10 protein-coding genes are annotated in these 12,397 nt (G+C 40.4%); 1 reads left to right on the top strand and 9 read right to left on the bottom strand.

What is annotated here, in order from left to right; all coding sequences use genetic code 11:
- Positions 1–36 precede the first annotated feature (36 nt).
- Together PGP85_RS19145 and PGP85_RS19140 are read right to left on the bottom strand one after the other, a co-directional pair.
- Positions 37–1,647 (bottom strand): CTP synthase, encoded by a 1,611-nt coding sequence (locus tag PGP85_RS19145; protein ID WP_270328886.1) that lies wholly within the window; start codon positions 1,645–1,647, stop codon positions 37–39.
- A 190-nt stretch (positions 1,648–1,837) separates the two neighbouring features.
- Positions 1,838–2,287: a YueI family protein gene (locus PGP85_RS19140; RefSeq protein WP_270328885.1), complete on the bottom strand. Its 450-nt coding sequence runs from the start codon at positions 2,285–2,287 to the stop codon at positions 1,838–1,840.
- A gap of 230 nt (positions 2,288–2,517) precedes the next feature.
- Between PGP85_RS19140 and PGP85_RS19135 the strand changes: the two genes are divergently transcribed.
- The gene (locus tag PGP85_RS19135; RefSeq protein WP_270328884.1) at positions 2,518–4,137 is read left to right on the top strand and encodes a SulP family inorganic anion transporter; all 1,620 of its coding nucleotides are present in this window, start codon (positions 2,518–2,520) and stop codon (positions 4,135–4,137) included.
- Positions 4,138–4,202: 65 nt separating this feature from the next.
- Here the strand turns inward: PGP85_RS19135 and PGP85_RS19130 are convergent, their stop codons facing one another.
- The 7 genes from PGP85_RS19130 to rpoN all read right to left on the bottom strand — a co-directional run bounded on the left by PGP85_RS19130 (position 4,203) and on the right by rpoN (position 12,347).
- Entirely contained in the window at positions 4,203–4,907 is a 705-nt protein-coding gene (locus tag PGP85_RS19130) for a hypothetical protein (protein ID WP_270328883.1), read from the bottom strand.
- A 299-nt stretch (positions 4,908–5,206) separates the two neighbouring features.
- Positions 5,207–6,520: a phosphopyruvate hydratase gene (gene eno / locus PGP85_RS19125; RefSeq protein WP_010739546.1), complete on the bottom strand. Its 1,314-nt coding sequence runs from the start codon at positions 6,518–6,520 to the stop codon at positions 5,207–5,209.
- A gap of 114 nt (positions 6,521–6,634) precedes the next feature.
- Entirely contained in the window at positions 6,635–7,390 is a 756-nt protein-coding gene (tpiA, locus tag PGP85_RS19120; RefSeq protein ID WP_090407004.1) for a triose-phosphate isomerase, read from the bottom strand.
- Positions 7,391–7,447: 57 nt separating this feature from the next.
- Positions 7,448–8,638 (bottom strand): phosphoglycerate kinase, encoded by a 1,191-nt coding sequence (locus PGP85_RS19115; protein WP_010739548.1) that lies wholly within the window; start codon positions 8,636–8,638, stop codon positions 7,448–7,450.
- A gap of 149 nt (positions 8,639–8,787) precedes the next feature.
- The gene (gap, locus tag PGP85_RS19110; protein ID WP_010739549.1) at positions 8,788–9,789 is read right to left on the bottom strand and encodes a type I glyceraldehyde-3-phosphate dehydrogenase; all 1,002 of its coding nucleotides are present in this window, start codon (positions 9,787–9,789) and stop codon (positions 8,788–8,790) included.
- Positions 9,790–9,825: 36 nt separating this feature from the next.
- Positions 9,826–10,869: a sugar-binding transcriptional regulator gene (locus PGP85_RS19105; RefSeq protein WP_010739550.1), complete on the bottom strand. Its 1,044-nt coding sequence runs from the start codon at positions 10,867–10,869 to the stop codon at positions 9,826–9,828.
- 176 nt (positions 10,870–11,045) lie between these two features.
- Positions 11,046–12,347 carry an RNA polymerase factor sigma-54 gene (gene rpoN / locus PGP85_RS19100; RefSeq protein ID WP_010739551.1) on the bottom strand — a complete coding sequence of 434 codons (1,302 nt, stop codon included), beginning with the start codon at positions 12,345–12,347 and terminating at the stop codon, positions 11,046–11,048.
- Positions 12,348–12,397 lie beyond the last annotated feature (50 nt).

The raw sequence follows: 12,397 nt of genomic DNA, 5'->3' as shown, positions 1-12,397 counted from the left end.
AAACTGAAAGGCGCGAACACCTTTCAGTCAAATTTACTATTTTGCTTCTTTACTTTCCAATGACGCGCCAACAAAAGCCTTGATCAACGGTTGCGGACGATTTGGACGAGAAATTAATTCTGGATGGAATTGGCAGCCAACAAAGAATTTATTTTCTGGAATCTCCACGATTTCAACTAGACGATTATCAGGTGAGATCCCTGAGAAAGCTAGTCCTTGATCTTCAAATAATTGACGGTATTGGTTATTGAATTCATAACGATGACGGTGACGTTCTTGGATCACCTCTTCATTGCCATAAGCCGCAGCCGTTTTGCTGCCTTTTTTCAATTTACATGGATATAAACCAAGACGCAATGTTCCGCCTAAGTTTTCAACATTTTCTTGATCAGCCATCAAATCGATAATGTTGTTTGCTGTATCTGGCACTGTTTCTGCTGAATTCGCATCTTCAAGGCCAGCCACATTACGGGCAAACTCCACGCAGGCCATTTGCATACCTAAGCAGATTCCTAGGAATGGCACATCGTTTTCACGCGCATAGCGAATTGCTTCGATTTTCCCCTCGATCCCACGATCACCAAAACCGCCAGGAACAAGGATACCATCTGCATCGCTTAATACTTCTGCTACATTTTCACGAGTCACATCTTGTGATTGAATCCACTCTATTTCAATATCTGAATCAAATGCGAATCCAGAATGTTTCAATGCTTCCACAACAGAGATGTATGCATCTGGCAACTCTACATATTTCCCAACTAAAGCGATTTTTACTTTCTTCTTAAGGTTCAAAACTTTTTCTTCAAGCGCACGCCATTCAGTCATGTCGGCAACCGGTACATCCAATTTCAAATGATCACAAACAATTTGATCCATCCCTTGTGCTTGTAACGCTAATGGAATGGAATAAAGGGTTTCAACGTCGCGCGATTCAATTACTGCTTCTGGTGCAACGTCACAGAATTGCGCCAATTTATTTTTCGTTCCTTGTGATACGGGTTGTTCCGTACGAACGACTAAAATATTTGGTTGGATACCTAAACCGCGTAACTCTTTTACACTATGTTGTGTCGGTTTAGTTTTCATTTCGCCAGCAGCTTTCAAGAATGGAATCAATGTGGTATGAATGTACATCACATTATCCGCGCCAACTTCCGCTTTCATTTGACGCAAAGCTTCTAGGAATGGCAATGATTCAATATCCCCAACTGTTCCGCCAACTTCAGTGATGATAACATCTGAATCCGTCATCTTTGCAGCACGCATGATTTTTGATTTGATCTCATTTGTGATGTGCGGGATAACTTGAACTGTCGCACCTAAGTATTCGCCCTTACGTTCTTTGCGAATAACTTCTGAATAGATTTTTCCTGTCGTTACGTTGGAGTATTGATTCAAGTTGATGTCGATAAAACGTTCATAGTGACCCAAGTCCAAGTCCGTTTCAGCACCATCATCCGTTACAAAAACTTCTCCGTGTTGGTAAGGACTCATCGTACCTGGATCGACATTGATGTAAGGATCAAATTTTTGAATAGTTACTTTTAATCCTCTATTTTTAAGCAAACGACCTAATGATGCTGCCACGATCCCCTTGCCGATTGATGAAACTACGCCGCCAGTTACAAAAATATACTTTGTCATAAATGAAAAAACTCCTTCATACTAATTTGCAGGAAACGTCTAGAAAAAACAAAGAAAGCTCCCTATCCAATTTGAATAGGGAGCTATGAATTCACTAAACACTTGACCCTTACTAAAAGGGTGCCCAAGCAGTATAATACCGACACTTGAGAAAAATGTCAACTGTAATTATTAGTTACTTAATTTTCTTTTAATCAAATAATCTGCCAAACAGGCTTTTCTTTTTCTTCGAGCCTTCTTCATCCTTCGAAGCTGTCGGCGGATATTTCTCTTCTATATCAATGATCTCTTCATTCACCGCATGGTCCGTCACCAATAATACGCCAATACTATCTTCTGAATCGACCGTCGCGTCATTCACGATGGTAAAATCGGCGGAATTTTTAGAAGCTAGTGCAATAAAGTCTTTCTGCACCTTTTCATCGACAGCACCATTGATCAATAATTTGCCTTCTGGATATTTTTGAATCTCCGAAATCAAATGGTCGCGATCCTGTTGATTCTTCATTTCTCTTACCGTCATACTCACAAAACAACGTTCGCGAAAAGTGCCTAAATATTTACGCTGTTCATCAGGATTAATCCGTGCCGTACCAAAACGTCCCTTATCTAAATGTTGCTGCAATTCATCTTTTACCATCTCTCTCACTTCCCCATAAATAAATTTCCTTTGGCTCCAGTATATCAAAATCGTCAGAAAAATGCTGAATCTCTGCTAAAAGTAATCAAAAACCAAATGTTGAATAGAAAACATAAGAAAACCATTGTACTTTTATCGTTACTCTTTTATAGTTAAAGATGGTTTTAAAATGTTTGGCAAAAGCCCGTTTACTTACGGGCTTTTGTCGTATTTTCAAAAAGGAGTGTTTTGTGATCAAGCGTTATATGAATTTGTTACAACAGGAGTTTCGCCATTACTCTAAGGGAAAGCTCCAAAAGGATTTATTGTCAGGTCTGACTGTTGCTGCGGTAGCACTGCCCTTAGCTTTGGCTTTTGGTGTTTCCAGCGGAGCCGACGCCGCGGCCGGAATGATTACGGCTATTATTGCAGGTCTCGTTATCGGCACTCTTTCAGGCGGATTTTATCAGATTTCTGGTCCGACTGGTGCAATGGCTGCCATCTTAACTGGGATTATCGCCTCGCAAGGGTTAGCGGGTGTTTTAGTCGCCACCTTCATCGCAGGTATCATTTTACTGATTGCCGGATTATTTAAGCTTGGAAGTCTCACTTCCTTCATCCCGTCACCGGTTATTACCGGGTTTACTTCCGGTATCGCCATCATCATTGCTTTAGGACAGATCGACAACTTTTTCGGTACATCGTCAAGCGGTGATAGTGCTTTAGCAAAACTGATCAGCTACCGATCCGGTTTTTCACCAGATCTGCCTACCTTGATTTTAGGTATAATCGTTTTACTATTGCTGATCTTTTATCCAAAAAAATGGAATCAGATCTTACCTGCTTCACTGGTCGCAATTATTCTAGCAACTTTTGCTTCTATTATATTTAATCTGCCAGTCGCAAAAGTTGGCAAAATTCCAACATCACTACTAACGAGTGAACGTCTTCATCTAGCAACCCTTAATCTCTCGTTAGTAAAGCAATTATTCTTACCTGCGGTTAGCATCGCAATGCTGGGTATGATAGAAAGCTTACTCTGCGGAGCTTCTGCCGGACGCATGACCGGAAAAGATCTCGACAGCAATCAAGAATTGATCGCTCAAGGAATCGGAAATATGATTCTGCCCTTCTTTGGCGGTATCCCGGCAACAGCTGCGATCGCAAGAACCAGTGTGGCAATAAAATCGGGTGCGCAAACACGGTTAGCCGGAATTTTCCATGCACTCTTCCTATTTCTATCGATGATTATTTTTGCACCAATCATGTCACAGATTCCAATGGCCGCTCTTGCCAGCGTTCTGCTTATTACAAGCTGGCGAATGCACGAATGGACGACTATTAAAATGATGATTAAGCAGAAAAATCGGACAGCGATTCTTCTATTCGTTGTAACTATGCTGAGCACGATCATTTTCGATTTGAGCATCGCAATCGTGATCGGTGTCATCTGCGGCTGTATTTTCTTTATCGCAAAAAGCGCGCGTATTTCTATTATCACAGAAGAGATTGATTGGACAAGAATGGATCTGCCGCATTCTGAGGCTGGCTCTGACTGGGCAGTCATCTACATCACCGGTCCGTTGTTCTTCATGTCGGCGAATCAGTTGAAAAGGGAACTTGATCTGGCCATCGACAAAGAAGGCATCATCTTTTCACTGCGCGGTGTTCCAAGTATCGATTTGACTGCGCGAGACACCTTTGCCGATTATTTCTCAGTTGCTGCGTTAAACAATCAAAAATTGATTTTTACTTCGATGCAGCCTGAGGTTGAAAAACAGTTCCAGCAATTATGGGATAAGCAAGCCCATTGTCCCATCCAGCACCCCACTGTTGCACATGCACTTCATGCATTGCATCAAGCATACTAAAACGTTCAAAAGAGCTGCGAGAAAATTTCTCGCAGCTCTTTATTTCTGAATAATTTAATCCGTCACTATTCCATTTCCTCTAGCTGTTTACGTCTTATTTCTTCTATTTGCTTATTTGAATCATTTTCAGCCTGAGACAACTCTTCAAACGTCAGGATTCCATCGTTATTCAGATCCGCTTGAGAAGTTTCTTCGCTGATCACTCGTTCACCGTTCGGCAAGACGCGAAGAACCGTGACAGCTGCTCCGCTAGGGCTTACCAACACCTTACCAACCTGATCATCCTTTTGAGGCTGTTCAGCTGATGCCTCCGGAGTTGCCGGTGCTGCCGACTGATTCGTTTCACTAGACGGTTGTGGTACCGCCACTTCAGCGGACATTGAGGATTCTTCAGTGCGCAAATAACTCTTAGACGGTTCTATCTTAATCTTCTTCTCCGCCTCTTCGCCGTTTACTTTCGAAGTCAATGTCAGTTCTTTGGTTTTTGGTTCGGTCAATTGGTACTCGATGCGAAACAGACCATGCTCATCAGCGGTTTCTTTTTTATCATCCACAGAAACTGTCGCATTTGGATCAGTCGTACCAGTGATAATTGCTTTGCCTAGTTCATCGGTTTCGAACGTTTTGAAACTAATAATTTCAAGTTTCTTTTTTTCCTCAGAAGAGGACTCTGAAATACTAGACTCTCTCTTTTGCTCTTTATCTGTATTACACCCCGCCAACAAAAAAATACTCGCTGTAACAACCGCTAATCCAACAATCTTTTTCATAAATCCCTCCAAAATTTAGTATAAAAATAGATACCCTATCTCTTTTCACATCAGCTAATAGATTATTTGTATTATCCAAATTATTCTTAATAATTCAATTATAACAAAAGAAATCTCGTTAAGAAATATATTCTTAACGAGATTGATCAGTAGAGAAAAACTAAGAAAGGGAATAAACCAAAGGAGTTTGTCCCTTTATGCGTATTTCCTCGCTTAATTTTTTTATCATAAATATATATAAAAAAGCTGTGGTGCAAAAGCACCACAGCCTTAATCGTTTATCCGTTGTTCAAAGCTAATTATTTAGCGATGAATGGGTTGTTTTTTAAGTTGTAGAAAGATTTGATTCCTTTGTATTCTGCAACATCACCCAATTGGTCTTCGATACGTAATAATTGATTGTATTTAGCAATACGGTCAGTACGTGAAAGAGAACCAGTTTTGATTTGACCAGCATTTGTTGCAACAGCGATATCAGAGATTGTTGAATCTTCTGTTTCACCTGAACGGTGAGATACAACTGCAGTGTAGCCAGCTTCTTTAGCCATTTCGATAGCATTGAATGTTTCAGTTAAAGTACCGATTTGGTTAACTTTGATAAGGATTGAGTTAGCAACGCCCATATCAATTGCTTTAGCTAATTTTTCAGTGTTTGTAACGAATAAATCGTCACCAACTAATTGAACTTTATCGCCTAAAGCTTCAGTTAATTTCTTAGTACCTTCCCAGTCGTTTTCGTCTAGGCCGTCTTCGATTGAGATGATTGGGTATTTAGCAACTAATGATTCGTAGAATGCGATCATTTCTTCAGTTGTTTTTTCGCCTTCGCCTGAGTCAGCTAAAACGTAAACACCTTTTTCTTTATCGTAGAATTCTGAAGAAGCAGCATCCATAGCAAGAACGATGTCTTTACCAGGTACATAGCCAGCTTTTTCGATAGCTTCGATGATTACTTCGAAACCTTCTTCGTTAGAACCAAGGTTAGGAGCGAATCCGCCTTCGTCACCAACTGAAGTTGCTAAACCTTTAGCTTTCAAGATTGAAGCTAAAGCGTGGAATACTTCTGCTCCATAACGTAAAGCTTCTTTGAATGTAGGAGCGCCAACAGGCATGATCATAAATTCTTGGAAGTCGATAGAGTTATCAGCATGTGATCCACCGTTGATGATATTCATCATAGGAGTAGGCAAAACTTTTGTATTGAATCCGCCAAGGTAGTTGTACAATGGGATTTCTAAGAAGTCAGCAGCTGCACGAGCAACGGCAATAGAAACACCAAGAATAGCGTTCGCACCTAATTTACCTTTGTTAGGAGTGCCATCTAATTCGATCATAGCAGCATCGATTGCAGCTTGGTCACGTACATCGTAGCCAATGATAGCTTCAGCGATGATGTTGTTTACATTATCAACTGCTTTAGTAACACCTTTACCGCCGTAACGAGCTTTGTCGCCATCACGTAATTCAACGGCTTCGTATTCACCAGTTGAAGCACCTGAAGGAACCATACCGCGGCCGAATGCGCCGTCTTCTGTATAAACTTCTACTTCGATTGTTGGGTTACCACGTGAGTCTAGGACTTCGCGTGCGTAAACGTCTGAGATAATTGACATGTTTTGTCTCTCCTTTAAGTTTTGTTTTTGTAAATAGGGGTTAAAAACCCTTATAACCAATATTAGTGAAAATCACGAGCAGTTGCAAACAAAAGCTGCAATTTTTTTAAAAAATTATTTTGCGCCTTCTAATAAAGCTAAGAATGAATCAGCTTTTAGGCTAGCTCCGCCGACTAAAGCACCATCAACGTTTTCTTTAGCCATGTATTCAGTGATGTTTTCTGGTTTAACAGAACCACCGTATTGGATACGAACAGCTTCAGAAACTTCTTTGCCATAGATACCTTCAACTGTTGAACGAACAACGCCGCAAATTTCATCAGCGATTTGTGCATCAGCAGATTTACCAGTACCGATTGCCCAGATTGGTTCATAAGCAATAACCATGCTTGAAACTTGTTCAGCAGAAAGATCAGCTAAACCAGCTTTGATTTGTCCTTCGATCCATTCAGATGTTTTACCAGCTTCATAGGTTTCTAAAGACTCACCACAGCAAAGAATTGGCAACATGCCGTTAGCAAAGATTGCTTTAGCTTTTTTGTTGATTTCTTCGTCTGTTTCGTGGAAGTATTCACGACGTTCTGAATGGCCGATGATTACATAGTCCACACCAAGATCAGCTAAAGCAGCAGGTGAAGTTTCACCAGTGAATGCTCCAGCATTTTCCCAATAACAGTTTTGAGCAGAGATTTTTAAGTCAGTGCCTTTTGCTGCTTCAACTAATTCTTGTAAGAATAAAGCAGGTGATCCGATTACTGAATCTACTTTATCGTTTGCAGGAATGTTGTTTTTTACTGCTTCTGCAAAGTCTTTAGCTTCTGAAGCAGTTAAATTCATTTTCCAGTTACCAGCAATAATTGGTTTACGCATTTAAAAAAAACTCCTTTTCATTATCTGTCTAGTGTCACAAGTGCGACACTTTTCGAATTATTTATCGTTGATTGCTGCAAGACCAGGCAATTCTTTGCCTTCAAGTAATTCAAGACTTGCGCCGCCGCCTGTTGAAATGTGAGTGAACTTGTCAGCGAAGCCAAGTTGTTCAGCTGCTGCTGCAGAATCACCGCCACCGATGATTGTTGTAGCATCTTTCAAGTTCGCGATTGCTTCACAAACACCAATTGTTCCACGAGCAAAGTTACTCATTTCGAACACACCCATAGGTCCGTTCCATACAACTGTTTTTGCGCCTTCTAATGTTTGAGCAAACAAAGCGATTGATTCTGGTCCAATATCAAGACCCATTTGTCCTGTAGGAACATCACCAGTATGTTCTTCCGTTGGAACGTCATTTGAAAATTCAGCCGCTGTGATTGAATCAACTGGTAAGACTAATTTGTCGCCTGCTGCTTCGATTAATTCTTTCGCTAATTCCACTTTATCAGCTTCTACTAATGAATTGCCGATTTCCATGCCTTTAGCTTTGTAGAATGTATAAGTCATTCCGCCGCCGATCAAGATTTTGTCCGCTTTAGGAATTAAGTTTTTAATTACGCCGATTTTGTCAGAAACTTTCGCGCCACCTAAGATCGCGATCATAGGACGTTTAGGTTCTTCAACAGCTTCGCCGATGAATTTGATTTCTTTTTCCATCAAGAATCCAGCTACAGTTGGAATTCCAGTAGAAGCAATACCTACGTTAGAAGCGTGAGCACGGTGAGCAGTACCAAAAGCGTCATTGACGAATACATCGCCTAATGAAGCCCAGTATTTACCAAGTTCAGCGTCATTGCCGCTTTCTTTTTTACCGTCGATATCTTCATAACGAGTGTTTTCAAATACAACTACGTCGCCGTCTTTCATGTCTGCGATTGCTGCTTCTAATTCAGAACCACGAGTTTCAGGTACAAACGTTACGTTCTTACCTAATAATTCGCTTAAACGTTCAGCAACAGGTTTTAATGATTTGCCTGCTTTGTCTTCTTCTGTTTTCACACGTCCTAGGTGAGAGAACAAAATTGCTTTGCCGCCTTGTTCTAAAATGTAGTTGATTGTTGGTAACGCCGCTTTAATACGAGTGTCATCAGTAATCACGCCATCTTTAACAGGAACGTTGAAGTCCACACGAACTAAAACTTTCTTGTCTTTCAAGTCAAGATCCTTAACTGTCATTTTTGCCATGAAAGAAAACCTCCAAATAATTTTTTTGTATTCCTTTATTATACAACTCTTTTCGCAAAAAGAGCGAATGATAAACTTACGAAAAAAACGGAGAAGCGCGTTGCTTCCCCGCCTTGTTCAGACAATGTCATTTTCACTTAAACTAAATCTTAAAGTTTAGCGAAGTATTCTAAAGTACGAACTAATTGAGCTGTGTATGACATTTCGTTATCATACCAAGCAACAGTTTTAACTAATTGTTGTTCGCCAACTGTCATTACTTTAGTTTGAGTTTCGTCAAATAATGAACCGTAAGTCATGCCTACGATATCTGAAGAAACGATTTCGTCAGTGTTGTAACCGAATGATTCAGTTTCTGCTGCTTTCATAGCTGCATTTACTTCATCAACAGTAACTTTTTTGTTAAGAACAGTAACTAATTCAGTTAATGAACCAGTTGCAACAGGAACACGTTGAGCAGCTCCGTCTAATTTACCGTTCAAATCAGGGATAACTAAACCGATAGCTTTAGCAGCACCAGTTGAGTTAGGCACGATGTTTGCTGCAGCAGCACGCGCACGACGGAAGTCACCTTTAGGATGAGGTCCATCAAGAGTCATTTGGTCACCTGTGTAAGCATGGATAGTTGTCATTAATCCTTCAACAACACCAAATTCGTCATTTAAAGTTTTAGCCATAGGAGCTAAACAGTTAGTAGTACAAGAAGCACCAGAGATAACTGTTTCGTCACCAGTTAAAGTTTCGTGGTTAGTGTTGTAAACGATTGTTGGAACATCGTTACCACCAGGAGCTGAGATAACAACACGTTTAGCACCAGCTGTTAAATGTTTTTCAGCAGCAGATTTTGAAGTGAAGAATCCAGTACATTCTAATACGATATCTACTCCTAGTTCTCCCCAAGGTAATTCTTCAGGGTTGCGGTTAGCAAGAACTTTAACTTCTTTACCGTTTACGTTGAATGAACCTTCATGAACTTCAACAGTTCCGTTAAAGCGACCTTGAGTTGTATCATATTTTAACAAGTGAGCCAACATTTTAGCGTCTGTTAAGTCGTTGATTGCCACAACTTCCAATCCTGCTACATCCTGGATACGGCGGAATGCTAAGCGTCCGATACGTCCAAATCCGTTAATTCCAACTTTTACTGTCATTTAAGATTTCCTCCTTATGGAATCAAAAAAATATATTTATTTTAAAGGGGATTTCCCTTTTAAAATCTCATTTGCGGCGGCTTCATCAGTGATGAGCCACGTTTGTTTTGGAGCATTTTTCATATACGCGGTAATGGCTTTGACTTTGCTCTTGCCACCCGCGACTGCTAGAACCGTTGGCATCTTTTGGATATCTTCTAAAGATAATCCGATGCGTGGCACTTTATGAACGATTGCTCCATGTTCGTCGAAAAAGTAACCAAAGGATTCTGCAACTGCATTTTTTTGTTTCAAACGAACAATCTCATCTTCCGACATTTTTCGTCTGGCTGCCATATGGACAGCTCGACCAATACTGTGAACAACACAATTGGCCTCTTTAATCATCGCCAGCACAGTTCTGATCGAAGGTTCTTTCAGTAACGTGTGGTAGGCTTCTTCACTTAATTGTTCTGGAACATATAGCGCTCGGTGTTCTCCATGAGCATTGGCGGCCATCAAAGCACTTACCGAATTCGCTTGAATGGATACTGCTTCACCAATTCCGCCTCTTGCAGGAACAAAAAGATTATGACGTTTTGTTGTTTCCAACGGGCTGACGTGTCTTGCGACTTCCGCCATCGTCGTACCGCCCATGACTGCAATAATATTTCGACCCTCTGGTAGTTGCCGTTGTAAAGCCTCATCAACTAACTCGCCAAACTCACCGATTACTTTTTCCTGCTCGTCACTGTTACCAGAAACGATCAAACAACGTTCGATTTCAAAAAGTGAAGCAAGTTGTTTCTCCAACTGATCCATGCCAGTGAACTGCTCCATCAAAAGTTCCAGATGTTGCAAGAGCCCTTCGCCTTTTTCAGTTAATAACATCCCGCTCTTTGTTGCGTCAATCAAACGCTGATCTCTAAGATAATCCGTCTCACCACGCAAAACACGTTCTGTAAGACCCAATGAATCAGCTAAGTTTCTTCGACCAATCGGCTGCATCCAGAAGATATTTTGCATTATGCGATATCTCTTTTTGACAACCTCTAACACATCAGGGGCGATTGCTTCAAGTACTCTTAGTTCACTTAACAAAGGAATTCCTCCGTTGGACTTAAGTAGTCCCTCATAGACTTTTAGCGACCCATGAATTTTAAAAAAAATGCAAGAAAGCCAAATCAATCATTTGAAATTTGCAGATTTCTTACATGACAAAGTGTAACAGTTTTAAGCCTGCTACGCAAGGAAAAAGCCAAGAATTTTTACTTGGCTTAATCGAAACGTTTTCTTTTCGATGAACTGGGAATATTTAGTGCATCGCGATACTTCGCAACAGTCCGTCGAGATATTTTTTGTTCTTTTTCTGCAAGCAGTTCAACAATTTTTTGATCCGATAACGGTTTGCGTTTATCTTCTTCTTCAACTAATGAAGCAATCAATTGTTTGACTTCATCGGCAGAGGTGTCTTCATCATTGACCTTATTAACGAAAAAGCCGCGTAGTTCGAAAACACCAAAGTCAGTTTCAATATATTTCCCATTGACTGCCCGACTAATGGTTGATTCGTGGACTTCTAATTGTTTCGCGATATCTTTTAACATCAACGGTTTTAGGGCACCTTTTTTTTCTTCAAAAAATGCCGCTTGCTCTTGAACAATGATTTTTCCAACTTCTAAAATGGTATCTTTTCGTTGACCAAGTGTTTTGCTCAACCATTCAAATTGCTGCAGTTTTTCCTTTAGATAAACTTTTGTTTCTTCATCCGCCTGCTTTTTCAGTCGATTGAAGTAGTTCTCTTGGAAATTCAGCCGTAGTTGTCCGCGCTTATTCGACAGCACAACTAACTCCCCTTCTCGTCTCACTAGTGTGAGATCTGGGATGATGAAATTCGAATCCTGTCCACCAAAGCTCGCGCCTGGAAATGGATTCAATGTACGAATATAATCTAGAATCTGCTGAACTTGCGCCAGACTAATTTGATAATTTTTTGCGATCTGTTCAAATTTTCTTTTCGCGATTGCCTCAAATGATTCTTCTAATAGAAGATAAGCCAGTTCTGGAGCGTAATCATCCTGTTCGGTCTGCAACATCAAACATTCTTGCAGATCTCTTGCCGCAACACCTGGAGGGTCTAATTGTTGTAAAAGCGTTAATGCATCCAAGTATTGAATATCCGTTGCCTTTAGTTCTTCTTTGATTTTTTCTTCGTCGACCTTTAGATAGCCATTTACATCGACATACTCCACTAAAACCAGCATGATTTCTCGAATGAAGGTATCTCGATAATTCAAATGAATCTGATTGATTAAATGCTCAAATAAAGAGACCGGATGATCTGCGATTTGGATAAACGATTCCTCTTTGACCGTTCCGCTATGCATCTGCATCAAATCACTTTGAATTTTTGGCGCTATCACTTCAAACAGCGGATTCTCTAAAGAGACCGTTTCAACGTAGTCCTGCAGCTCTTCAGTATTAAATTGTAAGATTTGAATAGCCTGCTGCAATTCTTGCGTCATCGCCAGTTTTTGGGTTTGCTGCTGCTTTTGCGAATAACCTTGTTGAAACTTCATATACTTTCCCCTTGTTTTTTTAAAATTATATGCTAAACTAATAAACGTGC

It is taken from the genome of Enterococcus malodoratus, from assembly GCF_027659535.1.
Taxonomy (GTDB): Bacteria; Bacillota; Bacilli; order Lactobacillales; family Enterococcaceae; genus Enterococcus_A; species Enterococcus_A malodoratus.
This window is presented reverse-complemented; position numbering and strand designations above follow the sequence as displayed.

Excerpts from the sequence above, each read along its gene's own strand:
- PGP85_RS19145 (WP_270328886.1), bottom strand. The coding sequence starts at position 1,647 with ATGACAAAGTATATTTTTGTAACTGGCGGCGTAGTTTCATCAATCGGC.
- PGP85_RS19115 (WP_010739548.1), bottom strand. The coding sequence starts at position 8,638 with ATGGCAAAAATGACAGTTAAGGATCTTGACTTGAAAGACAAGAAAGTT.
- tpiA (WP_090407004.1), bottom strand. The coding sequence starts at position 7,390 with ATGCGTAAACCAATTATTGCTGGTAACTGGAAAATGAATTTAACTGCT.
- PGP85_RS19130 (WP_270328883.1), bottom strand. The coding sequence starts at position 4,907 with ATGAAAAAGATTGTTGGATTAGCGGTTGTTACAGCGAGTATTTTTTTG.
- gap (WP_010739549.1), bottom strand. The coding sequence starts at position 9,789 with ATGACAGTAAAAGTTGGAATTAACGGATTTGGACGTATCGGACGCTTA.
- rpoN (WP_010739551.1), bottom strand. The coding sequence starts at position 12,347 with ATGAAGTTTCAACAAGGTTATTCGCAAAAGCAGCAGCAAACCCAAAAA.
- PGP85_RS19140 (WP_270328885.1), bottom strand. The coding sequence starts at position 2,287 with ATGGTAAAAGATGAATTGCAGCAACATTTAGATAAGGGACGTTTTGGT.
- eno (WP_010739546.1), bottom strand. The coding sequence starts at position 6,520 with ATGTCAATTATCTCAGACGTTTACGCACGCGAAGTCCTAGACTCACGT.